This is a genomic window from Kitasatospora aureofaciens, from assembly GCF_001188955.3.
GTDB classification, from domain to species: Bacteria; Actinomycetota; Actinomycetes; order Streptomycetales; family Streptomycetaceae; genus Kitasatospora; species Kitasatospora aureofaciens.
Genome location: NZ_JPRF03000030.1, coordinates 1 through 25,152, shown reverse-complemented (window position 1 = coordinate 25,152; position 25,152 = coordinate 1). Strand labels below are relative to the sequence as shown.

The following is a 25,152-nucleotide window of genomic DNA, read 5'->3' as shown; positions in this document are numbered from 1 at the left end:
CGACCGCCGGGCCGCACCGGCTCAGTTTCCGCCGGTACCCACGCTGAACAGCCACTCCGCCTTGAGCTCGGCGTAGCCCGGCTTGATCACGTCGTTGATCATCGCCAGTCGCTCGTCGAACGGCAGGAACGCGGACTTCATCGCGTTCACCGTGAACCACTCCATGTCGCCCAGCGTGTAGCCGAAGGCGTCCACCAGGTGCCCGAACTCCTGGCTCATGCTGGTGCCGCTCATCAGCCGGTTGTCGGTGTTCACGGTGACCCGGAACTTCAGCCGGCTGAGCAGCCCGATCGGGTGCTCGGCGTACGAAGTGGCGGCCGCCGTCTGGAGGTTGGAGGTCGGGCACATCTCCAGCGGGATGCGCTTGTCGCGCACGTAGGCGGCCAGCCGGCCCAGCTCGACGCTGCCGTCCTCGTTGACCGTGATGTCGTCCACGATCCGCACCCCGTGGCCGAGCCGGTCGGCGCCACAGCACTGCAGGGCCTCCCAGATCGACGGGAGACCGAAGGCCTCGCCCGCGTGGATGGTGAAGTGGTTGTTCTCGCCCTTGAGGTAGTCGAAGGCGGCCTGGTGGCGGGTGGGGGGATAGCCGGCCTCGGCACCCGCGATGTCGAAGCCGACGACGCCCTGGTCGCGGTGGCGGTTGGCCAGCTCGGCGATCTCCTGCGAGCGGGCGGCGTGCCGCATCGCGGTGATCAGGGTGCCGATGCGGATCCGGTTGCCGGCCGCGCGGGCGTTGGCCTCGCCGAGGCGGAAGCCCTCCTGGACGGCCTCGACGACCTCGTCCAGGGTCAGGCCGCCCTCCAGGTGCTGTTCGGGGGCGTAGCGGACCTCGGCGTACACGACGCCGTCGGCGGCCAGGTCCTCGGCGCAGTCGGCGGCGACCTTGGCCAGGGCCTCGCGGGTCTGCATGACGGCACAGGTGTGCGCGAAGGTCTCCAGGTAGCGCACCAGCGAGCCGGAGTCGGCGGCCTCGCGGAACCACTCGCCGAGTTCCTTGACGTCGGTGGTGGGGAGGCCTTCGTAGCCGGTCGCGGCGGCGAGCTCGACCACGGTCTCCGGGCGCAGTCCGCCGTCGAGGTGGTCGTGCAGCAGGACCTTCGGCGCGCGGCGGATCTGTTCCGGGGTGGGAATGCGCGGGCCCGTGCCCGCGGTGGTGACGGGGATCTGCTTCTCCATTGCGGAAATATAGCCCCTACGCGCGTAGATATCCTACTGCGGACACCACCGGATGGTCCAAAGTCCGCCCGGAATTCCTCCTCCCGGTCCATACGATCCGCCAAATCAGTCGTGGTGCAGCAGCCGCCCCCGCCGGGACAGCACGAAGTCCCGGAACGCCGCCACCGGCGGCGTCAGCGGCCTGCCCGTCGCCCAGGCCAGGCCGATCGCCCGCCGGGTCCGCGGCGCGGTGACCTCCAGCTCCACCACCCCCGGCCGCGGCACCAGGGCCGGCGGCAGCAGCGCCACCCCCAGCCCGGCCGCCACCAGCCCGCGCAGGGTCTCGGTCTCCTCCCCCTCGAAGGCCAGCCGGGGCACGAACCCGGCCCGGGCACAGAAACCGTCCGTGATCATGCGCAGCCCGTACCCCTGCTCCAGGCCGACGAACGGCTCCTCGGCCACCTCCGCCAGCCGGATCCGCCGCCGCCCGGCCAGCCGGTGGTCCGCCGGGACGACCAGGTGCAGCCGCTGCTCGTCCAGCGGGCGGGCGGTGAAGGCCGGGTCGTCCGGCAGCGGCGCCACCAGGCACAGGTCCAACTCGCCCGCCCGCAACCGCTCCAGCATCGCCGTGCCGTAGTCCTGCACCAGCTGGAACCGCACCTGCGGGTGCGCCGCCCGGAAGCCCCGCAGCAGCGCCGGGACGGCGTCCGGGCCCATCGTGTGCAGGAAGCCGAAGGCCACCCTCCCCGCCGCCGGGTCCGCCTCCGCCCGGGCCGCCTCCGCGCCGCGCTCCAGCTCCGCCAGCGCCCGCTCCACCGAGGCCAGCAGCAGCCGGCCCGCCCTGGTCAGCCGGACCGTCCGGCCCTGACGGGCCAGCAGGTCCACCCCCAGCTCCCCCTCCAGCCGGGCCACCGCCCGCGACAGCGTCGGCTGCGGCACCCCGAGCAGCGCCGCCGCCTGCGTCACGTGCTCCAGCCGGGCCACCGCGGCGAACTGCGCCAGCCGCGGCGCCAGCAGCACGGCGGGCTCGTCCGGCCCCAACTCGGCCGCCCGGTACCGCTGCTCCGTTCCGTCCGGCACATCCGCCACGGTCATCAGCGCCTCACCTCAACTCATACGCCAGCGCATCGATCATCCACTGTTCATGCATTGGACGCATCAACCAGGCCAGGCCTACCGTCGACGTCATGCAGCCCTCCGATACCAGGGCATCCGCGCCCGCCCCGGATGCCTCCACCGCCCGCACCCCCGGCGCCCTCGGCCTCGGCCACGACGACCGCCACCGCCCCGGCCAGCGCGACTTCCGCCGCGCCAACCTCGCCCTGTTCGCCGCCGGGATCGCGACCTTCGTCCTCCTCTACTCCACCCAGGGCCTGCTGCCGGTCCTCTCGGCCGACCTCGACCTCACCCCCGGCCAGGCCAGCTGGACGGCCTCCGCAGCCACCCTCGGACTCGCCCTCGGACTTCTCCCCGCCAGCGCGCTGTCCGACCGGTACGGCCGCACCGCGGTGATGACGGCCTCCACCCTCGCCGCCTCCGCCCTCGCCGTCGCCCTGCCCTTCGCGCCCGACCTCACCACCCTCGTCGCGCTGCGCGTCGTCCAGGGCGCCGCGCTCGCCGGCCTGCCCGCCACCGCGATGGCCTACCTCGCCGAGGAGGTCCACCCCAGCGCACTGGCCTCCGCGATGGGCCTGTACGTGGCCGGCAACAGCATCGGCGGCATGGGCGGCCGGCTGCTCTCCGGCTGGACCGCCGCCGCCCTCGGCTGGCGCTGGGGCCTGGCCGCGTCCGCCGCCCTCGCCCTGCTCGCCGCGCTCGCCTTCCGGCTGCTGATCCCCGCCGCCCGGCACTTCACCCCGGCCCCGGTGGACGCCCGCGCGCTCGCCCGTACGGTCGGCCGGCACCTGCGCAACCCGCTGCTGGTGCGGCTGTACGCGCTCGGGATGCTCTTCATGGCGGTGTTCGGAGCCGTCTACAACACCGTCGGCTACCGGCTGATCGCCGCCCCGTTCCACCTGCCGGAGTCGATCGCCGCCTCGATCTTCGTGGTCTACCTGGTGGGCACCGGCACCTCCGCCGCGGCCGGGCGCCTCTCCGCCCGCCTCGGCCGGCGCGGCGCCCTCTACGTCGCCATCGGCGTCACCGCCGCCGGCCTGCTGCTCTCGCTCGCCGACTCGCTGCCCTGCGCCCTGCTCGGCCTGGTCCTGATCACCGCGGGCTTCTTCGCCGGCCACGCCACCGCCTCCGCCGCCGTCGGCCGCACCGCCACCGAGGGACGTGCCCAGGCCTCCGCCCTCTACCTGATCGCCTACTACCTCGGCAACAGCCTCGGCGGCACCCTCGGCGCCGACGCCTACCACTCCACCGGCTGGCCCGGCGCCGCCACCGTCGGGCTCACCGCCATGACCCTGGCTGCGGCGGTCACTCTCTACGCCACCCACCAGGCCCATACCACGAGGCGAGCGGTCGCGGACGCTTGACAGCGGGCGCCGATACACTCCGGGATATGAGCGTCGATCCTGCAGTGTTCGCCCGGTTGCGTGAGATCGCGGATCAACTGCCGCAGGTGCCGGGGATAGGGAAGGTCGAGATCGCCGAGGGCAAGATCGTCATGATGATGTCGCCGGTCATGCGACACGAACTCGCTGTACTGCTCATCGCCAGACAGCTCAATGCGCAGTTGCCGACGACCCACCCGAGCCATATCGCGTACCACGGTGCGGACCTGGTGGACGTCGGCCTCGGTCAACTGCGCAATCCGGATCTGATGGTCTTCCCCGAGGCGGTCCTGGCGAGCGAGCAGTCGGCGGTTCTCCCGCACCAGGTCCTGCTCGCCGTGGAAATCGTCTCCAAGTCCAACCCTGAGAACGACTACCTCAACAAGGTCCGGGACTACTCCGCCATGGGCATTCCGTACTACCTGCTCGTGGATCCCCGCACAGGCACCGGCATCGTGCATTCGGAACCTGGCTACGAGTCCCGCGAGAAGTTCGTCTTCGGTGACAAGATCGCCGTCGGTCCCTGGACGATCGACACCAGCGGTCTGCTCACGTACGCCTGATCCGGCGTACGTGAGCAGACCTCAGGTTCCTCAGGCGATGCGGTCGAGCACGATCGGGTTCGGGGTGAACGCCGTGCCCTCCGGGCTGACCTCGATGCCGCCCGCCAGCGCCTCGATGGCGTAGTCGTAGCGCTCCGGGGTGTCGGTGTGGAGGGTCAGCAGGGGCTGGCCGGCCACCACGGTGTCGCCGGGCTTGGCGTGCATCTCGACGCCGGCGCCGGCCTGGACCGGGTCCTCCTTGCGGGCGCGGCCGGCGCCCAGGCGCCAGGCGCAGACGCCGACGGCGTAGGCGTCCAGCGCGGTGAGCACGCCGGAGGCGGGCGCGGGGATGACGTGCTGCTCGCGGGCGACCGGGAGCGGGGCGTCGACGTCGCCGCCCTGGGCGGCGATCATGCGGCGCCAGTGGTCCATCGCCGAGCCGTCGCGGAGGGCGTCGGCCGGGTCCTTGCCGTGCACGCCGGCCGCGGCGAGCATCTCGCGGGCGAGCGCGAGGGTGAGCTCGACGACGTCGGCCGGGCCGCCACCGGCCAGGACCTCGACGGACTCGCGGACCTCCAGCGCGTTGCCCGCGGTGAGGCCGAGCGGGGTGGACATGTCGGTGAGCAGGGCGACGGTGTTGACCCCGGCGGTGGTGCCCAGGCCGACCATGGTGCGGGCCAGCTCGCGGGCGTCGTCGATGTTCTTCATGAAGGCGCCGGAGCCGACCTTGACGTCCAGCACCAGGGCACCGGTGCCCTCGGCGATCTTCTTGGACATGATCGAGGAGGCGATCAGCGGGATGGCCTCGACGGTGCCGGTGACGTCGCGCAGCGCGTACAGCTTCTTGTCTGCGGGGGCGAGGCCGTCACCGGCCGCGCAGATGACCGCGCCCGCGTCGCGCAGCACGTCCATCATCTCGTCGTTGGAGAGCAGGGCGCGCCAGCCGGGGATGGACTCCAGCTTGTCCAGGGTGCCGCCGGTGTGGCCGAGGCCGCGGCCGGACAGCTGCGGGACGGCGGCGCCGCAGGCGGCGACCAGCGGGGCGAGCGGGAGGGTGATCTTGTCGCCGACGCCGCCGGTGGAGTGCTTGTCGCTGGTGGGCAGCGGCAGCGAGGAGAAGTCCATCCGGACGCCCGAGCGGATCATCGCCTCGGTCCAGCGGCTGATCTCGTGCGGCTTCATGCCGTTCAGCAGGATCGCCATGGCCAGCGCGGACATCTGCTCGTCGGCGACCTCGCCGCGGGTGTAGGCGTCGATGACCCAGTCGATCTGAGCGTCGCTCAGCTCTCCGCGGTCGCGCTTGGTCCTGATGACGGAGATGGCATCCATGCGTGCTCCAAGAGGGGGTTCAAAAGCGAAGAGTGTCGCGAGATGACCGGGTTACGGCCGACTCGCGACACTCTACGCGCGTAACAGAAAGACAGGCTAGAGCCGCTCCGGCCCGAACGCGTCGGGCAGGACCTCGCTCATCGGCCTCACGCCAGAGGGCAGCTCGATCAGCAGCCCGGGGCCGCCGTGCTCGTACAGCAGCTGGCGGCAGCGCCCGCACGGCATCAGCAGTTCGCCCGCGCCGTCGACGCAGGTGAAGGCGACCAGCCGGCCGCCGCCGGAGGCGTGCAGCGCGGACACCAGCCCGCACTCGGCGCACAGCCCGAGCCCGTACGAGGCGTTCTCCACGTTGCAGCCGCTGACCAGCCGGCCGTCGTCCACCAGCGCCGCCGCCCCGACCGGGAACTTGCTGTACGGGGCGTACGCGTGGCCCATCGCCTCGCGCGCCGCCTCGCGCAGCCGCGCCCAGTCGATCACGGGGGCCGTCACTTGCCCTGGCCCTTGCGGTAGATCTGGCCGTCGGCCTTGGGCATCCGCAGTCGCTGCGACGCCAGCGAGAGCACCACCAGGGTGATCAGGTACGGCGTGGCGACGATCAGCGGGCGCTGCACCTCGTCGGTCAGCGCGTACCACGCGCCCAGACCGCCGGCCACCACGAGGGAGACCACCGTCGCGGTGAACTTGCGGCGGTACAGCTGCCACAGGGCGAGCAGCGCCATCGCGATCGCGACGATCAGGATCAGCACGTGGACCGACTCCGGGTCGCGCAGCTGGAGGCTGTCGGTGAAGCCGAACAGGCCGGCGCCCATGGCGAGACCGCCGGGCATCCAGTTACCGAAGATCATCGCCGCGAGGCCGATGAAGCCGCGGCCCAGGGTCTGGCCGTCCTTGTAGAAGTGCGCGGCGACCAGCGAGAGGTACGCACCACCGAGGCCCGCGAAGGCACCGGAGGCGATGACCGCCATGTACTTGTACTTGTAGACGTTGACGCCCAGCGACTCGGCCGCGGTCGGGTTCTCACCGCAGGAGCGCAGCCGCAGGCCGAACACCGTGCGCCACAGCAGGAAGTAGCTGACCACGATCAGCACGGCGGCCAGCACCACGACCACCGAGAGGTTGGTGACCAGCCCGCCGAGCACACCGGCGACGTCGGAGACCAGGAACCAGTGGTGGTTCTCGATGGTCTTCAGGCCCGAGGACAGCCCCGGGACGGTGATGTACGGCAGCGGATCCGCCGGCGGGGACTGGTTCGCCCCGGCACCGGCCGAGATGTAGTCCTTGTAGTAGATCCGGTTGACGTACGCGCAGATGCCGGGGATCAGCAGGTTGATGCCGACGCCGGAGACGATGTGGTCGACGCCGAAGGTGACGGTGATGATCGCGTGCAGCAGACCGCCCAGCGCACCGCCGAGCATGCCGGCCAGCAGACCGACCCACGGGTTGACCAGGTAACCGGCCCAGGCGCCGCAGAAGGTGCCGGCGACCATCATGCCCTCGAGGCCGATGTTGACCACCCCGGCCCGCTCGGACCAGAGACCGCCCAGGCCGGCCATGCCGATCGGCACGGCGGAGCCGAGCGCGGCGGAGACCTGACCGGAGGAGGTCAGCGAGTGGTTGCCGGTGGCCATGCCCACGGCGGCGAACAGGACCAGGGCGCCCGCGATCAGGAGCAGGACGACCGGCCAGGACAGCTTGCGCTTCTTCGCGGGTGCGCCCGGCGCCTTCGGACGAGCAGCGGTGGCGGTGCTCACGCGGACACCTCCTTCTTCTCAGTGGCCGCGGCCTGGGCGGCGAGCTGGGCGCCGACCTTCTGCTGCTGGCGCTTCAGGCCGTAGCGGCGCACCAGCTCGTACGCGACGACGACGCAGATGACGATGGTGCCCTGCATGACCGCGACGATCTCGAACGGGAAGCCGCCCTTCAGCGGCAGCTGGGAGCCGGTGGAGTCCAGGAACGAGAACAGCAGCGCGGCGAAGGCCATGCCGATCGGGCTGTTCCGGCCGAGCAGGGCGATCGAGATGCCCAGGAAGCCCAGACCGGGCTGGAAGCTCTGCCCGTAGGAGTAGGAGTTCTGCAGCAGCTCGGGCAGGCCGATCAGACCGGCGATCGCGCCGGAGACCACCATCGAGATGACGACCATCTTCTTGACGTTCACGCCGGACGCGGTCGCGGCGGACTCCGAGCGGCCGGTGGCCCGCAGGTCGAAGCCGAAGCGGGTGCGGGTCAGCGTGAACTGGAACAGCACGCCCACCAGGACGGCGATGAAGAGGAAGCCCCAGAGGTCGCCACCGGCGGTGGGAATGCTGAAGAAGTGGCTGGAGTCCGAGACCGGGTCGGTCTGGATCGAGTTGCTGGTGCTGCTGGCCTTGGGCGCGAAGACGCCGGGGACGAGCAGCAGACCGACGATGGAGACCGAGATCGCGTTCAGCATGATGGTCGAGATGACCTCGCTGACACCGCGGTAGACCTTCAGCAGACCGGCGATGCTCGCGTACAGACCGCCGATCAGCATGGCGGTGACCAGCAGCAGCGGGATCTGGATGAACGCCGGCAGGTCGACCTGGGCGCCGACGAAGGCCGCGAACAGCGCCGCGACCTTGTACTGGCCCTCGACACCGATGTTGAACAGGTTCATCCGGAACCCGAACGCGGCGGCCGCGGCGGCCAGGTAGTAGGTGGTGGCCCGGTTGAGGATCAGCACCTGGCCGTCCGACTTGGTGGCGTACGTGATCATCACGTTCCACGCGTCGAACGGGTTCTTGCCCGAGGTCGCCAGCAGGACGGAGCAGATCGCGACGGACAGCACGACCGCGAGCACCGGCGCAGCCAGTGCGAGCACGATCCGCTCACCGCTGATCCGCTGCGCGAAGCTGCGCTTGGCGGCGGGGTTGGGACTGGTCATGGGTTACTCCCCCGCCTGCGGCTTGTCGGCGGTGTCGGTGTGCGGGTGCTGGTCCGCCGCCTCGGTGCCCTCCGCGGCGACGGCCTGCGCCTCGGCGACGGCCTCCGGGTCGGACTCCAGGTGGCCGGCGGCGGCACCGGTCATCGCGGTGCCGAGGTCCTCGGCGGTGACGGTGGCCGGGTCGGCGTCGGCGACCAGGCGGCCGCGGTAGATGACCCGGATGGTGTCGGAGAGGCCGATCAGCTCGTCCAGGTCGGCCGAGATCAGCAGGACGGCCAGGCCCTCCCGCTGGGCGGACCGGATGTGCTCCCAGATCTGCGCCTGCGCGCCGACGTCCACACCGCGGGTCGGGTGGGCGGCGATCAGCAGCTTGGGCTGGTGGCTCATCTCGCGGCCGATGATCAGCTTCTGCTGGTTGCCGCCGGAGAGCGAGGCCGCGGTGACCTCGATGCCGGGGGTGCGGACGTCGTAGTCCCGGACGATCCGCAGGGTGTCCTCGCGGGCCGCGGCGGGCTTGAGCAGCGGACCGCTGGAGTTGGGCTCCTCGGTGACGTGACCGAGGATCCGGTTCTCCCAGAGCGGGGCCTCCAGCAGCAGGCCGTGCTTGTGGCGGTCCTCGGGGATGTAGCCGATGCCGGCCTCACGGCGGGCCCGGGTGAGGGTGCCGGAGAGGTCCTTGCCGTCCAGGGTGACGGTGCCGCCGTCCAGCGGCAGCATGCCCATGATGGCCTCGACCAGTTCGGCCTGGCCGTTGCCCTCGACGCCGGCGATGCCGAGGATCTCGCCCTTGTGGATGCGCAGCGAGATGTCGTCCAGGACGACGCGCTCGATGCCCTCGGCGTCGGTCTTGGCGATCCGCAGGTCCTCGACCCTGAGCATCTCGGTGGTGGTGACGGTCGACTCGCGGTTCTCCGGGGAGGGCAGCTCGGCGCCGACCATCATCTCGGCCAGCTGCCGGGCGGTGACCGCCTTCGGGTCGGCGTCGCCGACCGTGGTGCCGCGCCGGATGACGCTGATCGCGTCGGCCACGGCCAGCACCTCGTGCAGCTTGTGCGAGATGAAGATGACCGTGACGCCCTCGGACTTGAGCTCGCGCAGGTTGTCGAACAGCGCGTCGACCTCCTGCGGGACGAGGACGGCCGTGGGCTCGTCGAGGATCAGGATCTTGGCGCCGCGGTACAGCACCTTGAGGATCTCGACGCGCTGGCGGTCGGCGACACCGAGGTCCTCGACCAGGGCGTCCGGGCGCACGCCCAGGCCGTACTGGTCGGAGATCTCCTTGATCTTCGCCTTCGCCCTGGCGCCGATGCCGTGGAGCTTCTCGCCGCCGAGGACGACGTTCTCCAGCACGGTCAGGTTGTCGGCGAGCATGAAGTGCTGGTGCACCATGCCGATGCCGCGGGCGATGGCGTCGCCGGGGGTGTGGAACTCGCACTGCTCGCCGTTGATCGCGATGGTGCCCTCGTCCGGCCGCTGCATGCCGTAGAGGATCTTCATCAGCGTCGACTTGCCGGCGCCGTTCTCACCCATCAGGGCGTGCACGGTGCCGGTGCGGACGGTGAGGTTGATGTCGTGGTTGGCCACGACGCCGGGGAAGCGCTTGGTGATGCCGCGCAGTTCGACGGCCGCTGTCGCCGTCCCCGCGCTGGGGGTGCCGTCCTTGCGCAGGGGGACGGGGTCTGATGCGGTGATGGCGATCTCCTGGTGGTCTGGAGGCGCGTCGTTGCGCTCGGAGGGCCAAGGGGAAACGGGAGTACGGAACGGGGCCCGGGGGTACGCGTTGAGCGCACCCTGCCGGGCCCCTCCCGTGAACTGTGTCGATCGTCGCGCTACCGGGCAGGCGGCAGGCGCAGGTCGCGTCCGAGACGCGCTGACCTCAGGAGGTCGGCGCGGTCGGGATGGTGGTGGCGCCGCTGGTGATGGCGTCGCTGGCGGCCTTCAGCTTGTCCTGGATGTCGTCGATCTTGCCGCCGGTGGTGGCGAGCGAGACGCCGTTGGCCTTCAGGTCGAAGAGCTTGATGCCGGTGAACGGCGTGTTCTTCTTGACCGAGTCGATGTACGCGTAGACCGCGTTGTCGACGTTCTTGACCATCGAGGTCAGGATGTTGTTCTTGAACTTCGCCAGGGCCGGCTGGCTGGCCTGGTCGGAGTCGACACCGATGGCCCACTTGCCCGCGGTGGCGACGGCCTCGATGGCGCCGTTGCCGGAGGAGCCGGCGGCGGAGTAGATGACGTCCGCGCCCTTGTCGAGCTGGCCCTGGGCGGCCTCCTTGCCCTTGTCGGGCGAGTTGAAGCCGGAGAAGTCCGGGGGCGTGGTGAGGTAGGTCGTCTCGATCTGGATGTTCGGGTCGACGGACTTGGCGCCCGCCTTGTAACCGGCCTCGAACTTCTTGATCAGCTCGGACTGCACACCACCGATGAAGCCGATGTGGTGGGCCTTCGACTTGTTGGCCGCGGCGACACCGGCAAGGTACGAACCCTCCTGCTCGGCGAAGAGCAGCGAGGTGACGTTGGACGGCTGGTCCTTGTCGTTCGAGTCGATGATCGCGAACTTGACGTTCGGATTGTCCTTCGCGACCTTGTCGACCGCCTGCTGGTACACGAACCCGACGGCGACGATGGTCTTGTAACCACCGTCGATCAGGTTCTTCAGGCGGGTCTCCTTGTCGGCCTCGGCCTCACCGGTCTTGGCCTCGGCCTCGGTGACGTTGACGCCCAGGTCGGCCTTGGCCTTGTCCAGACCGCGCGCGGCGGAGTCGTTGAAGGACTGGTCGCCGCGGCCGCCGATGTCGTAGGCCATACCGACCTTGAGGGCGTCGGAGGACGACCCGGAGGAGGCGTTGGTGTCAGTGCTCTTTGCGCCGCAAGCGGCGAGCGAGGCCATGCCCAGGGAACCCGAGAGCACAACCGCGGCGAGCTTCATTGAACGGCGCAAGGGAGTATCTCCTTCTCACACGCACCCGTTTAGCGTGGTCGGACGCCACCGTAACGCGCGTAGAACACGGTTGGGTTACGGGCTGCCGGAGCATTCGGGTTGTTATCAAACCGTGGTCTGAAGGCCCACCGAAGGCTCTTTTCCCGTACGCGGACGGTGATCCGAGTCTTGGTCCGCCCAGTTTACGGAACCGTGCCGCAACCCCGGATCTCCTCGACCCGGTCACGCGTCGACCACACACCCCCGGGAACGGTCAGGTGCGGTCGGCCTCCAGGGCCAGCGCCGAGAACAGCTCCACGCCGACACCGATCGCCCGCTCGTCCACGTCGAACCGGCCCTGGTGGAGGTCGCGGACGGTGCTGTCGCCGGGGGCGCGGACGCCGAGGCGGGCCAGCGCGCCCGGGGCGTGCTCCAGGTACCAGGAGAAGTCCTCGCCGCCCAGGCTCTGCTCGGTGCCCTCGACCACCTGGGCGCCGTCCTCGGCGAACCGGGCGGTCATCGCCGCCTCCAGCTGCCCGACCGAGACCGCCTCGTTGACCACCGGCGGCACCCCGCGGTGGTAGTCCAGCGTCCACTTGGCCCGGTAGGTCTCGGCGAGCTTCGCGATCAGCTCGTGCAGCAGCTCAGGCGCCTCGCGCCAGCCGTCCAGCTCCAGGCAGCGGACGGTGCCCTCCAGTTCGGCGTGCTGCGGGATGACGTTGGCCGCGGAGCCGGAGGCGATCCGCCCCCAGACCAGGCTGACGCCCCAGCGCGGGTCCATCCGGCGGGCCAGCGCGCCCGGCAGGTCGGAGGCCATCCGGGCGATCGCGGTCACCAGGTCGGTGGTCAGGTGCGGACGGGCGGTGTGCCCGCCGGGGCCGTCCAGGTGCAGCACCAGCCGGTCGCAGGCCGAGGTGATCGCCCCGACCCGCAGGGCGATCCGGCCGACCTCCACCTTCGGGTCGCAGTGCACCGCGAAGATCCGGCCGACGCCGTCCATCCCGCCCGCCTTGATGACGTCGAGCGCACCGCCCGGCATGACCTCCTCGGCCGGCTGGAACACCAGCCGGACCGGGCGGCGCAGCTCGCCGTTGCGGACGGCCTCGGCCAGCACCAGACCGGTACCGAGCACCACCGAGGTGTGCACGTCGTGACCGCAGGCGTGAGCCCGGCCGGGAACGGTCGAGCGGTACGGCACGTCGGTCTTGGCGTCGTCGATCGGCAGCGCGTCGATGTCGGCGCGGAAGGCCAGGAACTCGGCGCCGGGGGCGGTGCCGGCGGGGACGACGTCGACCAGCAGACCGGTGCCGCCGGGCAGCACCCGCGGTTCCAGGCCGGCCGCCACCAGTCGGTCGCGCAGCAGGTTGGTGGTGCGGAACTCCTGGCGGCCCAGCTCCGGGTGCCGGTGCAGGTCACGGCGGAAGGCGATCAGCTCGGGCTCCAGCCTCCGGACCCGGTCGCGCAGTTCGGCGGCGGGGCTGGCGGTGGCGAGAGTGGTGCCCGGCTGAGCGGGCTCAGGACGGTTCATCTCCCCAAGAATAGGCCCGTTGGGGGGATTTGGCCCGACTTCCGGAAAACTAGTCCCCGGATGGGTGCATACCGGTCGGACAGGTGGGTATGACATCTCGTTTCAGCCGCCTTCCCCGGATTGCTTGCCCTGTGCAACGATCGCCCGGGCCGGTGGTCACGGCCGACACCGGCTCGACGGCCGACGGAGGTTGACGGCCGGTCAGTGGCGCGCGGGAACCGCTCGGATCCACTCGGACCGGCTCGGAAGCGGTCAGAAACGCTCCACCGGAGCGTACGTGCCCCAGACCCCGCGCAGCGCGTCGCAGACCTCGCCGACGGTGGCCCGGGCGGCCAGCGCCTCCTTCATCGGATAGAGCACGTTCTCCGGCCCCTCGGCCGTACGGCGCAGCGCATCCAGTGCCCGGCCGACGGCCGTGGCGGAGCGCCCGGCCCGCAGCCGGGCCAGCCGCTCGGCCTGCTGCCGCTCGATCGCCGGGTCCACCCGCAGCGGCTGGTACGGCTCCTCCTCGTCCAGCCGGAAGCGGTTCACCCCGACCACGGTGCGCTCACCGGAGTCCGTCTCCTGCTGGAGGCGGTAGGCGGTGCGCTCGATCTCGCCCTTCTGGAAGCCCTGCTCGATCGCCGCCACCGCCCCGCCCTGCTCCTCCACCCGGGCCATCAGTGCCAGCGCGGCGGCCTCGACGGCGTCGGTCAGCGACTCCACCGCGTAGGAGCCGGCGAAGGGGTCGACGGTGGCCGTCACGTCGGTCTCGTGGGCGAGCACCTGCTGGGTGCGCAGGGCGAGCCGGGCGGCCTTCTCGGTGGGCAGCGCGATCGCCTCGTCGAAACTGTTGGTGTGCAGCGACTGGGTGCCGCCGAGCACGGCGGCCAGCGCCTGGACCGAGACCCGGACCAGGTTCACCTCGGGCTGCTGGGCGGTCAGCTGCACCCCGGCGGTCTGGGTGTGGAAGCGCAGCATCTGCGAGCGGGGGTCCCGCGCGCCGAACTCCTCGCGCATGATCCTGGCCCAGATCCGACGGGCGGCGCGGAACTTGGCGACCTCCTCCAGCAGCGTCGTGCGGGCCACGAAGAAGAAGGAGAGCCGGGGTGCGAAGTCGTCCACGGCCATTCCGGCGGCGAGCGCGGTCCGGACGTAGGCGATCCCGTTGGCCAGGGTGAAGGCGATCTCCTGCGCGGGATCGGCCCCCGCCTCGGCCATGTGGTAGCCGGAGATCGAGATGGTGTTCCAGCGCGGGATCTCGGCCCGGCAGTACCGGAACACGTCCGCGACCAGCCGCAGCGAGGGCTGCGGCGGGAAGATGTAGGTGCCGCGGGCGATGTACTCCTTCAGCACGTCGTTCTGCACCGTGCCGGTGAGCGCCGAGGGCGGCACGCCCTGGGCCTCGCCGACCAGTTGGTAGAGCAGCAGGAGCAGGGCGGCGGGCGCGTTGATGGTCATCGAGGTGGACACCTCGCCGAGCGGGATGCCGTCGAAGAGCACCGCCATGTCCTCGACGCCGTCCACGGCCACGCCCACCTTGCCGACCTCCCCGGCGGCGAGCGGCGCGTCCGAGTCGTAGCCCATCTGGGTGGGCAGGTCGAAGGCCACCGAGAGGCCGGTGCCGCCACCCGCGATCAGCTGGCGGTACCGGGCGTTGGACTCGGCGGCGGTGCCGAAGCCCGCGTACTGGCGCATCGTCCACGGCCTGCCGGTGTACATCGTCGGGTAGACGCCCCGGGTGTACGGGTACTCCCCCGGCCGCCCCAGCCGGGTGTCCGGATCCCAGCCGGCCAGCGCCTCGGGGCCGTACAGCTGATCGATCGGGAAGCCTGACTCGGAGCGGCGCGGCATCGGTCCTCCACGGGGGCGCGGGGTCGGCCCTCCCAACCTAGGGCCCGGCCGCACGCCCGGCCCGCCCCGCGCCGCAGGGCGCGCCGGGGCAGGAGCGCCCGGAGGCGACCGTCGAGAACGCGGTTGAGATGATCGGGTGAACGACCGGATGAGCCCCAGGGAGTGGCAATGACCGAGCAGAAGGTGGCCGTGGTCACCGGTGCCAGCAGCGGAATCGGGGCGGCGACCGCCCGCCGGCTGGCCGACGAGGGCTTCGAGGTGGTGCTGACCGCCCGCCGGACCGAGCGGATCGAGGCACTGGCCAAGGAGATCGGCGAGCGCGGCGGTTCGGCCAGGGCGGTCACCCTGGACGTCACCGACCGGGCCGCCGTGGACGCCTTCGCGGCCGAGGTCGGCCGGGTGGACGTGCTGGTGAACAACGCGGGCGGCGCGATCGGCGCGGAGAGCGTCGAGCACGGCGACCCGGCCGACTGGCGGGCCATGTACGAGGTGAACGTGCTCGGCGTGCTGCACGTGACCCAGGCGCTGCTGCCCGCCCTGCGCGCCACCGGCGACGGCACCGTGCTGGTGCTCTCGTCGACCGCCGCGCTGGCCGCGTACGAGGGCGGCGGCGGCTACGTCGCGGCCAAGCACGCCGCGCACACCATCGCGGCGACGCTGCGGCTGGAGCTGTGCGGGGAGCCGATCCGGGTGATCGAGATCGCTCCCGGCATGGTGAAGTCCGAGGGCTTCGCGGTCACCCGCTTCCGCGGCGACGAGGAGAAGGCCGCCGCCGTGTACGCGGGCGTGGCCGAGCCGCTGACCTCGGAGGACATCGCGGACACCGTGGCATGGGCGGTCACCCGGCCCTCGCACGTCAACATCGACCTGCTGGTGGTCCGCCCGCGGGCGCAGGCCGCCAACCACAAGGTCCACCGCGGCTGACCCGGGCCCGTGCGCGGCGGAGCGGCCCGGCACCCCCAGTCGAACACGTGTCGTACACGAGTGGTACACACATGTGATGACGATCTTCCGGGCCGCCCGCCCACGGGTACTGCTGACCGCCGTGGCGGCAGGCACCCTCCTGCTCACCTCCGCCTGCAACGACTCGGCCACCACGGCCCAGGACAAGGCCTCCGGCACCGCAGCCCCCTCGGCCGGCCCCACCGCCAGTCCGGCTGCGACCCCGAAGCCCAAGGGCGAGGCGGACCCGGCGCTCAAGCCGTTCTACGGCCAGCAGATCACCTGGGCGGACTGTCCGGCCGACCCCAGGGCCGAACGGGCGAAGATCGACATCTCCGGCATGCAGTGCGGCAGGCTGCACGTCCCGCTCGACTACGCCAACCCCGCCTCCGACGCGATCGACCTCGCGCTGATCAGGTACCCGGCGACCGCCAAGGACCAGCGGATCGGCTCCCTGATGGTCAACCCGGGCGGCCCCGGCGCCTCCGGCGTCGAGATGGTCAAGTACGGCGCCAAGGACTTCGACGGCACCCTGCACACTCGCTTCGACGTGATCGGCTTCGACCCGCGCGGCACCGGCGACAGTTCACCGGTGGTCTGCTACGACGACGAGCAGCTCGACGCCGTCAACCAGACGGACACCCCGGACGACCCCGCCGAGCGCAAGGCGGCCCACGTCAAGCAGTCCACCGACCACGCCGCCGCCTGCCAAGCCAAGTCCGGCAAGCTGCTGCCCTTCGTCGGCACCCGCAACACCGCCCGCGACCTGGACGTGCTGCGCGCCGCCGTCGGCGACCGGAAGCTCAACTACCTCGGCATCTCCTACGGCACCTACCTCGGCGCCCTGTACGCCGAGGAGTTCCCGCAGAACACCGGCCGGCTGATCCTCGACGGCGCCGTCGACCCGGCCCAGGACACCATGGACCACGGCGTCGACCAGCAGATCGGCTTCGAGAAGTCCTTCCAGCGCTTCGCCGACGACTGCGTGGACAACCACGCCGCCGAGTGCCCGCTCGGCACGGACCGGACCAAGGCCGCCAGAAAGGCCGCCGACTTCCTGGACGGCCTCCACGACCACCCGCTGACCGCCAAGGACGGCCGCAAGCTCGGCCGCGACATGGCCTGGACCGGCGTCATCTCCCTCCTCTACGGCGACGAGAAGACCTCCTGGAAGTACCTGCGGAACAGCCTCGGCTGGGCGATGATGCGCGACAAGGGCGACTACCTGATGGCCGCCGCCGACGACTACGACGGTCGCGACGGGAACGGCCACTACAGCCCGATGGACGAGGCCAACGGCGCGATCAGCTGCGCCGACGCCGCCCGCCCCGCGCCGACCCGCGAGCACGCCCAGCAGGCGGTCGACCGGCTGCTCGCCGAGGCGCCACTGCTGTCCAAGGGCGTCACGGTGGACGACTACCTGGAGCCCGGCTGCGCCTACTGGCCGTTCAAGACCCAGGAGAAGCCGCACACCATCCGGGCCGAGGGCGCCGCTCCGATCCTGGTCGTCGGTACCACCGGCGACCCGGCCACCCCGTACGCCTCGGCCGAGAAGCTGGCCAAGGGCTTCGCCCGGGCCACCCTGCTCACCCGGGTCGGCGAGGGCCACGGCGCCTTCGGCAAGGGCAGCGCCTGCATCGACCTGGCCATGGCCGCCTACCTGACCGACGGCACCATGCCGGCCGAGGGCACCCGCTGCGGCTGAGCCGGAGGCGGAGGCGGACGGGGAGGGCGGTGACGTGCAGGTGTCAACGTCACAACTTGATAGCTCGTCCGGATGAATTCCGCGCGCGCCCTCCCCAACTGATGACCACTCAACTACCGTTGAGGAGCTGCCGGGACGGCGTCGAACGCACCCCAGCAGCCCCCATCCTCCAGCTGCTCCACCACCCCACCGGCCCCTTCCCGCCCTCACGAGGAGGACCCGCTGGCCAGCGACATCCCGTCACAGCGGCCCGACGCCAGCACCGAGCCGACCCTCCTCGGCTTGCACCGCTTCAACGAAGCGGACGCCGGGGCCGCCGAGGAGGCCCTGCTGGCCTGCTGCGGCAGCCACCGCTGGGCCCTGCGGCTCACCGCACACCGCCCCTACCCCGACATAGAGTCCCTGCTGGCCGCCGCCAGCGAGGCCTCCTACGACCTGCGCCCGGCCGACCTCGCCGAGGCCCTGGCCGACGAGAGCTGGATGCCGCAGCCGCTGCTGGGCATGCGCGCGCCGGGCAGCCAGGCCGCGCACACCGCGCTGCGGGCGGCCCACGCCGCGTACGAGGCCCGGTTCGGCCACGTCTTCGTGGTCTGCCTGGACCGCGTCGACCCGGAGGAGATGCTCGACACCGTGCTCTCCTCGATCCGCACCCGGCTGGCCAACGACCCGGACGAGGAGCGGCTGATCGCGGCGGACGAGCTCCGGCGGATCGCCCTCACCCGGCTGGAGCACCTGGTCGCCACCCATTCGGAGGCCGGGGCGCACTGAGCCCCGCCGACGCCGAAGCCGCCGGACGAGCGGGCCGTCCGGCGGCTTCGGCGTCGGACGGGGGCGTCGGCGGGCGGCGTCAGCGGGTGCCGAGGACCGGAATCCGCTATCTCTCGGTGACCGAACAGCCACCAGAAGTGATGAACCGGGGTTTGGTTCCCGCCCCACTAGGCCAGAAGTGCCTGATTGATCACACATAGGGGCCCCGGAGGCGGTTCCCGACAAGGCGTCGATAGGATGCTGGCGGCCGGTGGACCGTACCCGGCCGGGCTGACCGACACCGAAGCCGGCCGAGCCCCCAATCGCTTCCGGAGGGTTTTTCCGTGCCGGCTGGAACGCTGTACCGCGGCCGGGAAGGCATGTGGAGCTGGGTGGCTCATCGAGTCACCGGCGTCCTCATCTTCTTCTTCCTGTTCGCCCACGTCCTGGACACCGCCCTGGTGCGAGTGTCGCCGGAGTCCTACGACACCGTCATTCAGACGTACAAGACTCCGCTCGTGAACCTGATGGAGTACGGCCTGGTGGCCGCCATCCTGTTCCACGCGCTCAACGGCCTGCGCGTCGTCGCGGTGGACTTCTGGTCCAAGGGCCCGAAGTACCAGAAGCAGATGCTCTGGACCGTCGTCGGAGTCTGGGTCGTCCTGATGGCCGGCTCCTTCTACGGGATCCTGCAGCACACGCTGATCTCCTGGTTCGGGAAGTGAGCTGACCATGTCCACGGAAATCTCCGACGCGCTCGTCGTCCCCTCGAAGCACGCGCACACCGGCAAGGGCCTCGGCACCGGCAACCCGGCCGACGCCTTCGTCATCGAGCCGCCGCGCAAGCGGACCGCGAAGACCCCGCGCCGCACCCGCACCAACTTCGAGATGCTGGCCTGGCTCTTCATGCGCCTGTCCGGTGTCGTCCTGGTCGTGCTGATCCTCGGCCACCTGCTGATCATGCTGGTCCTCGACGGGGGCGTCTCCAAGATCGGCTTCGCCTTCGTGGCCGGCCGCTGGGCCTCGCCGTTCTGGCAGGGCTGGGACCTCCTCATGCTCTGGCTCGCCATGCTCCACGGCGCCAACGGCATGCGTCAGGTCATCAACGACTACGCCGAGAAGGACTCGACCCGGCTCTGGCTCAAGGGGCTCATGGGTACCGCCACGGTCTTCACCGTGCTGCTCGGCACCCTGGTGATCTTCACCTTCGACCCCAACATCTGAGCCGCGAGCACCATCGACCATCGGCAGAGGCCAGAGGCGAGTTAACCCCCCATGCAGATTCACCAGTACGACACCGTCATCGTCGGCGCCGGCGGCGCCGGCATGCGCGCGGCCATCGAGTCGACGCAGCGCAGCCGCACCGCCGTCCTGACCAAGCTCTACCCGACCCGCTCCCACACCGGCGCGGCCCAGGGCGGCATGTGCGCCGCCCTGGCGAACGTCGAGGAGGACAACTGGGAGTGGCACACCTTCGACACGGTCAAGGGCGGTGACTACCTGGTCGACCAGGACGCCGCCGAGATCATGTGCAAGGAGGCCATCGACGCCGTCCTCGACCTGGAGAAGATGGGCCTGCCCTTCTCCCGCACCGAGGCGGGCCGGATCGACCAGCGCCGCTTCGGCGGTCACTCCCGCAACCACGGCGAGGCCCCGGTCCGCCGCTCGTGCTACGCGGCCGACCGCACCGGCCACATGATCCTCCAGACGCTGTTCCAGAACTGCGTCAAGCACGGCGTCGAGTTCTTCAACGAGTTCTACGTCCTCGACCTGCTGATCAACGAGGGCAAGACGGCCGGCGTCGTCGCCTACGAGCTGGCCACCGGCGAGATCCACGTCTTCCAGGCCAAGGCCGTCGTGTTCGCCTCCGGCGGCACCGGCAAGATGTTCAAGGTCTCCTCGAACGCCCACACCCTCACCGGTGACGGCCAGGCCGTGGCCTACCGCCGTGGCCTGCCGCTGGAGGACATGGAGTTCTTCCAGTTCCACCCGACGGGCATCTGGCGCATGGGCATCCTGCTCACCGAGGGCGCCCGCGGCGAGGGCGGCATCCTGCGCAACAAGGACGGCGAGCGCTTCATGGAGCGCTACGCCCCGGTCATGAAGGACCTCGCGTCCCGTGACGTCTGCTCCCGCGCGATCTACACCGAGATCCGCGAGGGCCGCGGCTGCGGTCCGGAAGGCGACCACGTCTACCTGGACCTGACCCACCTCCCGCCGGAGCAGCTCGACGCCAAGCTGCCGGACATCACCGAGTTCGCGCGCACCTACCTCGGCATCGAGCCCTACACGGACCCGATCCCGATCCAGCCCACCGCGCACTACGCCATGGGCGGCATCCCGACCAACGTCGAGGGTGAGGTCCTGCGCAACAACACCGACATCGTCCCCGGCCTGTACGCGGCCGGCGAGGTCGCCTGCGTGTCCGTGCACGGCGCCAACCGCCTGGGCACCAACTCGCTGCTGGACATCAACGTGTTCGGCCGTCGCGCGGGCATCGCCGCCGCCGACTACGCCAACGCGAACGAGTTCGTCCCGCTGCCGGAGAACCCGGAAGAGCTGGTCCAGACCATGGTCGAGCAGCTGCGCGAGTCGACCGGCACCGAGTCCGTGGGGCAGATCCGCAAGGAGCTGCAGGAGACCATGGACACCAACGCGATGGTGTACCGCACCGGCGACACCCTGAAGCAGGCGGTCGAGGACATCGCCGCGCTGAAGGAGCGCTTCAAGAACGTCTCCATCCAGGACAAGGGCTACCGGTACAACACGGACCTCCTGGAGGCCATCGAGCTGGGCAACCTGCTCGACCTGGCCGAGGTGCTGGCCGTCTCCGCGCTGGCCCGCGAGGAGTCCCGCGGCGGTCACTACCGCGAGGACTTCCCGACCCGTGACGACGTGAAGTTCATGCAGCACACCATGGCGTACCAGGAGGTCGCCGCCGACGGCAGCACCTCCATCCGCCTCGACTACAAGCCGGTCGTCACGACCCGCTACCAGCCGATGGAGCGTAAGTACTGATGAGCACTCCGACTGTGGAGCACTCGGCCGCTCTGGACGCGGCCGAGGCCGGCGGTATCCAGCTGATCACCGTCACCTTCCGGATCCGCCGGTTCAACCCGGAGGAGCACCCGGACCCGGTGTGGGTCGACTACCAGCTGACGCTGGACCCGAAGGAGCGTGTCCTGGACGCGCTCAACAAGATCAAGTGGGAGCAGGACGGCACCCTCACCTACCGCCGTTCCTGCGCGCACGGCATCTGCGGCTCCGACGCCATGCGGATCAACGGCCGCAACCGGCTGGCGTGCAAGACCCTGATCAAGGACGTCAACCCGGAGAAGCCGATCACGATCGAGGCCATCAAGGGCCTGACGGTCCTCAAGGACCTGGTCGTGGACATGGACCCGTTCTTCCAGGCGTACAAGGACGTCATGCCGTTCCTCATCACCAAGGGGAACGAGCCGACGCGCGAGCGCCTGCAGTCCGCCGAGGACCGCGAGCGCTTCGACGACACCACCAAGTGCATCCTGTGCGCCGCGTGCACGTCGTCCTGCCCGGTGTTCTGGAACGACGGCCAGTACTTCGGCCCGGCCGCCATCGTCAACGCGCACCGCTTCATCTTCGACTCGCGCGACGAGGGTGCCGAGCAGCGCCTGGAGATCCTCAACGACCGTGAGGGCGTGTGGCGCTGCCGCACCACCTTCAACTGCTCGGAGGCCTGCCCGCGTGGCATCGAGGTCACCAAGGCGATCCAGGAAGTGAAGCGGGCGCTGGTCACCCGCCGCTTCTGATCCCGCCCTGAGGCAGGCCGAAGGCCCCGTCCGATCGACCGATCGGACGGGGCCTTCGCCGTTCTCCTAGCGCAGCGCGCCCAGGTCCTTCGGCGCGGACCAGCCGCTGAAGGTCACAAGGTGGCGGTCGGGCGTGACGGCCCACAGGTCGGGCTTGCCGTCGCCGTCACCGTCGCCGGAGCTGCCCAGGGTCGGGTAGGCGGCGGTGGTGAAGCCGGTGGCGACCACATTCGCCGAGGGGTCGGCGAGGGCGGAGAAGTCCAGCAGGTTGTAGGCCTGCTTGGCGATCGGGTAGGCGTGCAGGGCGCCGTTGGCACGCTCGCGGGCCCACAGGGTGAGGTTGCCGGAGGCGTCCGCGCCGGGGGCGATCAGGTCGTAGCCGCTCCAGTCACCAGTGGTGGCGATGAGCTGGGCGTCCGCGTAGCCGCGGAAGCTCGGGTGGTAGACGTACAGCTTGCCGTGCTCGACCGAGAGCAGCACCGGGGCGGACGGCACGTCGGCGGATCCGAGGGCGACCAGCTGGTCGGAGGAGGACCAGTCGGCGGCGTAGTCCGGCGGGCAGGGGGTCGCGGCCCCGGCCGCGTCGACGCACCGGTTCGACGCGGGCTTGCGGACCAGGGTCGGGTACTGCTGACCGAAGTCACCCTGGTGGTTGTTCGCGTAGGAGTAGAGGAAGCCCGGGTTGCCCTTCGGGTGCACCAGCAGGTCGTCGCCGGGGGCGTGGACCGGGGCCCAGCCGCGGTGCAGCACCTGGTCGTCCTGCCAGCCGGCGTGCAGCGGCGCGAGCGCGGCCGGGAGGGTCGAGGACGGGGTGGTGTCGGTCGCGCCGGCGCTGATCACCTGGAGGTTGCCCTGCGCGTCCGGGAGCAGGATGTCCGGCACGCCGTCACCGTCGACGTCGCCCGGGACGGCCGGCTTCGGGCGCGGATCCCACGGCGCGTAGAAGGTGTACGTGACCGGCTGGCCGACGTTGCCGGCGTTGTCCATGGCCTGGACGGTCAGGGTGTTGGTGCCCCAGTCCTTGGGCTTGAGGGTCAGCTGGGCGGTGCCGTCGGCCCCGGCCTTCACGGTGTGGCCGGAGGCGCAGTCCCAGCCGACGCCGAGCGTGCCGTTCAGCGCGTACTGGTAGCAGGCCACGCCGGAGCCCGCATCGGTGCCGGTGAGGGTGAAGACGCCGTTCTCGCCCGCGTACTTGCCGGGGGTGCTGCCGGAACCGCTCGCCGGGAAGTCGGTGGAGGAGACGGACAGGCCCGGCCGGGTGAGGTCGACCTTGACGTGGCAGGCCGGAGCGGGCTTGCCGCTCCCCGGGGAGTACTCGGGCCAGGCCTGCCAGGTGTAGCTGTGGCCGTCCAGCAGGTCGGCGGTGGTCAGCGCGGCCGCTCCGGCGGTGACGTCCGCGGTGCTGTCGACGATCTTGTCGTGCGCCGGGGTCGAGTCGTCCCAGACCTTGAAGCGCACCTGGGGTGAGGTGGCGGCGACGGTCAGGACGGGGTTGGCCACGCCCAGCCAGCCGGGGGTGGTGGAGTCGTCGCAGGCGTCCGTGTGCAGACCGCTGGCGGCGAAGCCCGGGGCGGGCACGGCCTTCGGGTCGGTGACCGCCGTCCCGGGGACGGCCGAGGCGACGGGCGCGGTGAGTAGTCCGGCCGCGAGGACTGCCACGGTGACCCCGCCGAGTCTGCGGGCACGCGAAAGTGTCATGGAGATTCCCACCCCTTGTGAGCAGCGCGTCCGGTACGCGCGTGCGAGCGGTGAGGATCTTGCCAGTGGGGGCCGCCGGCGGCAACGGGGATTAGGACGGGGCCTCGAGCGGTCAGTCCGTGGCCGGGCCGCGGCGGGCGGCGCGCAGGCCGCGGAGGCCGACGGTGCCGACGGCGATTCCGAGGACGAAGGACGTGATCGCCAGCAGCAGGTGGATCCAGAAGAAGGCGGTCGGCTGGGAGTGGTCGCCGTTCACGAAGGCCTGGCCGCCGGAGTCCTTCCAGAGGTTCTTGACGAAGGTCGTCCAGATCATGATCGACCAGACGCCGAAGGCGGTCAGGAACCAGGAGGTGCGGCGGCTGAGCTTCATCGGGTGGTCCTCGGCGGGGTGGATGTGGGGGCGGGGTGCCTCCCCAGTATGCGCGGGCCGCCGATCGGCCCAAGGGCGGGCCCCTCGTGCGAGGGACCCGTACGGTGTGGCGCACGCCGCAGCGCCGCAGTGGGTACGGTCACCCCGTGCTCACATCCCGTCACAACCTCGCGCAGCTGTGCGCCGCGGTCGCCGCGGCCCTCCCGGTTCTGCTCGTCGCCCCGGCGGCGGTCGCGGCCCCGCAGGTGCCGCCCCCGTCGACCGCGGTCGGCGGGGAGCGGCTCGGACTCCCCGGGGTCCAGGTCAACCCGCTGGCGGGTGCCCCGGCCCTGCCGAGGGACCTCACCGGCCAGTCCTGGATGGTCTCCGACGCCGCCTCGGGGGAGGTCCTGGCGGCATACAACCCGCACCTGCGACTGCCTCCGGCGAGCACCCTGAAGATCCTCTTCGCGGACACCGTGCTGCCGAAGTTCGACCGCAACACGGTGCACCGGGTCGCCGACGAGGAGATCCAGAACATCGGCCCCGGCAGCAGCCTGGTCGGCATCAAGGAGAACCTGGACTACCGGGTCGAGGACCTGTGGCGGGGGGTGTTCCTGAGCTCGGGCAACGACGCCGTGCACGTCCTGTCGTTCATGAACGGGGGCATCCGGCGGACCGTCAACGAGATGCAGGACCGGGCCGAGGCCCTCCAGGCCTGGGACACCAGGGTGATATCCCCGGACGGCTACGACATGGACGGCCAGGTGTCCTCGGCCTACGACCTGTCGCTGTTCGCCCGGGCCGGCCTGCGCAACCCGGACTTCCGCATGTACTGCGCGACCCGCGAGGCGATGTTCCCGGGCGCCCTCGACAAGAACACCGGCCGGCGCGGCAGCTTCGGGATCGCCAACACCGACCGGCTGCTGGGCAAGTACCCCGGTCTGATCGGGGTGAAGAACGGCACCACCACCAACGCGGGCTCGACCTTCGTCGGCGCCGCCGAGCGGAACGGGCGCACCCTGCTGGTGACGGTGATGCACCCGGCCAGCTACCAGCGGGTGTACGACGAGACTGCCGAGCTGCTGGACTGGGGCTTCGCCGCAGCGGGCAAGGTCCAGCCGGTCGGCCGGCTGGTCGAGGAGAAGCAGGCCGGCGGCGGGGAGCCGACCGGTCAGGCGGGCGGCGCCACCGGCACCCCCGCCCCGCAGGCCCCCCT

At 71.0% G+C, this 25,152-nt stretch carries 22 protein-coding genes; 10 read left to right on the top strand and 12 right to left on the bottom strand.

From position 1 onward, the window contains the following. Positions 1 to 21: 21 nt before the first annotated feature. Positions 22 to 1,179: an adenosine deaminase gene (locus HS99_RS19775; RefSeq protein ID WP_030553160.1), complete on the bottom strand. Its 1,158-nt coding sequence runs from the start codon at positions 1,177 to 1,179 to the stop codon at positions 22 to 24. Positions 1,180 to 1,284: 105 nt separating this feature from the next. Then, the gene (locus HS99_RS19770) at positions 1,285 to 2,253 is read right to left on the bottom strand and encodes a LysR family transcriptional regulator (protein ID WP_078938792.1); all 969 of its coding nucleotides are present in this window, start codon (positions 2,251 to 2,253) and stop codon (positions 1,285 to 1,287) included. A 92-nt stretch (positions 2,254 to 2,345) separates the two neighbouring features. Between HS99_RS19770 and HS99_RS19765 the strand changes: the two genes are divergently transcribed. Beyond that, on the top strand, positions 2,346 to 3,638 hold the full coding sequence (locus HS99_RS19765; RefSeq protein ID WP_030280970.1) for an MFS transporter: 1,293 nt from the start codon (positions 2,346 to 2,348) through the stop codon (positions 3,636 to 3,638). Positions 3,639 to 3,664: 26 nt separating this feature from the next. Beyond that, a complete protein-coding gene (locus HS99_RS19760; protein ID WP_030280969.1) occupies positions 3,665 to 4,219 on the top strand; it encodes a Uma2 family endonuclease in 555 nt (184 codons plus the stop codon). Between the two features lie 30 nt (positions 4,220 to 4,249). Here HS99_RS19760 and HS99_RS19755 read toward each other — a convergent pair whose 3' ends face one another. The 8 genes from HS99_RS19755 to HS99_RS19720 form a co-directional block, all read right to left on the bottom strand. After that, the gene (locus HS99_RS19755) at positions 4,250 to 5,527 is read right to left on the bottom strand and encodes a thymidine phosphorylase (protein WP_030280968.1); all 1,278 of its coding nucleotides are present in this window, start codon (positions 5,525 to 5,527) and stop codon (positions 4,250 to 4,252) included. A 96-nt stretch (positions 5,528 to 5,623) separates the two neighbouring features. Continuing rightward, entirely contained in the window at positions 5,624 to 6,016 is a 393-nt protein-coding gene (locus tag HS99_RS19750; RefSeq protein WP_030280967.1) for a cytidine deaminase, read from the bottom strand. Next, positions 6,013 to 7,278, bottom strand: coding sequence for an ABC transporter permease (locus HS99_RS19745; RefSeq protein ID WP_030280964.1), 1,266 nt, complete (start codon positions 7,276 to 7,278; stop codon positions 6,013 to 6,015). The genes HS99_RS19750 and HS99_RS19745 overlap by 4 nt, the downstream gene beginning before the upstream one ends. Beyond that, positions 7,275 to 8,429: an ABC transporter permease gene (locus tag HS99_RS19740; RefSeq protein WP_046386284.1), complete on the bottom strand. Its 1,155-nt coding sequence runs from the start codon at positions 8,427 to 8,429 to the stop codon at positions 7,275 to 7,277. The genes HS99_RS19745 and HS99_RS19740 overlap by 4 nt, the downstream gene beginning before the upstream one ends. A 3-nt stretch (positions 8,430 to 8,432) precedes the next feature. Then, positions 8,433 to 9,959: an ABC transporter ATP-binding protein gene (locus HS99_RS19735; protein WP_370863280.1), complete on the bottom strand. Its 1,527-nt coding sequence runs from the start codon at positions 9,957 to 9,959 to the stop codon at positions 8,433 to 8,435. Between the two features lie 346 nt (positions 9,960 to 10,305). Then, entirely contained in the window at positions 10,306 to 11,364 is a 1,059-nt protein-coding gene (locus tag HS99_RS19730) for a BMP family lipoprotein (RefSeq protein WP_030280957.1), read from the bottom strand. Positions 11,365 to 11,617: 253 nt separating this feature from the next. Then, a complete protein-coding gene (locus tag HS99_RS19725) occupies positions 11,618 to 12,871 on the bottom strand; it encodes an amidohydrolase (protein ID WP_030280956.1) in 1,254 nt (417 codons plus the stop codon). 252 nt (positions 12,872 to 13,123) lie between these two features. Next, a complete protein-coding gene (locus HS99_RS19720) occupies positions 13,124 to 14,704 on the bottom strand; it encodes an acyl-CoA mutase large subunit family protein (RefSeq protein ID WP_030280955.1) in 1,581 nt (526 codons plus the stop codon). Between the two features lie 168 nt (positions 14,705 to 14,872). On the opposite strand from HS99_RS19720, the gene HS99_RS19715 reads away from it, so the two are divergent. From HS99_RS19715 to HS99_RS19685, 7 genes are all read left to right on the top strand, one after another. After that, positions 14,873 to 15,628, top strand: coding sequence for an SDR family oxidoreductase (locus HS99_RS19715; RefSeq protein WP_030280954.1), 756 nt, complete (start codon positions 14,873 to 14,875; stop codon positions 15,626 to 15,628). A 76-nt stretch (positions 15,629 to 15,704) separates the two neighbouring features. Beyond that, positions 15,705 to 17,351, top strand: coding sequence for an alpha/beta hydrolase (locus HS99_RS19710; RefSeq protein ID WP_030553154.1), 1,647 nt, complete (start codon positions 15,705 to 15,707; stop codon positions 17,349 to 17,351). A gap of 282 nt (positions 17,352 to 17,633) precedes the next feature. Continuing rightward, positions 17,634 to 18,119 (top strand): 2-oxo-4-hydroxy-4-carboxy-5-ureidoimidazoline decarboxylase, encoded by a 486-nt coding sequence (locus tag HS99_RS19705; protein WP_030280952.1) that lies wholly within the window; start codon positions 17,634 to 17,636, stop codon positions 18,117 to 18,119. Between the two features lie 323 nt (positions 18,120 to 18,442). Further along, a complete protein-coding gene (sdhC, locus tag HS99_RS19700; protein ID WP_033332398.1) occupies positions 18,443 to 18,823 on the top strand; it encodes a succinate dehydrogenase, cytochrome b556 subunit in 381 nt (126 codons plus the stop codon). A gap of 7 nt (positions 18,824 to 18,830) precedes the next feature. Beyond that, complete coding sequence (sdhD, locus tag HS99_RS19695; protein WP_030280950.1) at positions 18,831 to 19,322, top strand: succinate dehydrogenase, hydrophobic membrane anchor protein; 492 nt, start codon at positions 18,831 to 18,833, stop codon at positions 19,320 to 19,322. 51 nt (positions 19,323 to 19,373) lie between these two features. Then, positions 19,374 to 21,116, top strand: a complete 1,743-nt coding sequence (gene sdhA, locus HS99_RS19690; RefSeq protein WP_030553151.1) for a succinate dehydrogenase flavoprotein subunit — start codon at positions 19,374 to 19,376, stop codon at positions 21,114 to 21,116. Continuing rightward, complete coding sequence (locus tag HS99_RS19685) at positions 21,116 to 21,886, top strand: succinate dehydrogenase iron-sulfur subunit (protein ID WP_030280945.1); 771 nt, start codon at positions 21,116 to 21,118, stop codon at positions 21,884 to 21,886. The genes sdhA and HS99_RS19685 overlap by 1 nt, the downstream gene beginning before the upstream one ends. Before the next feature lie 66 nt (positions 21,887 to 21,952). On the opposite strand, the gene HS99_RS19680 is transcribed toward HS99_RS19685, so the two are convergent. Together HS99_RS19680 and HS99_RS19675 are read right to left on the bottom strand one after the other, a co-directional pair. Further along, positions 21,953 to 23,584, bottom strand: coding sequence for a hypothetical protein (locus HS99_RS19680; protein WP_050366741.1), 1,632 nt, complete (start codon positions 23,582 to 23,584; stop codon positions 21,953 to 21,955). A 112-nt stretch (positions 23,585 to 23,696) separates the two neighbouring features. After that, complete coding sequence (locus tag HS99_RS19675) at positions 23,697 to 23,954, bottom strand: SCO4848 family membrane protein (protein WP_030280941.1); 258 nt, start codon at positions 23,952 to 23,954, stop codon at positions 23,697 to 23,699. Between the two features lie 146 nt (positions 23,955 to 24,100). On the opposite strand from HS99_RS19675, the gene HS99_RS19670 reads away from it, so the two are divergent. After that, the coding region (locus tag HS99_RS19670) for a D-alanyl-D-alanine carboxypeptidase family protein (protein ID WP_211295898.1) at positions 24,101 to 25,152 on the top strand (1,052 nt) is incomplete at its 3' end.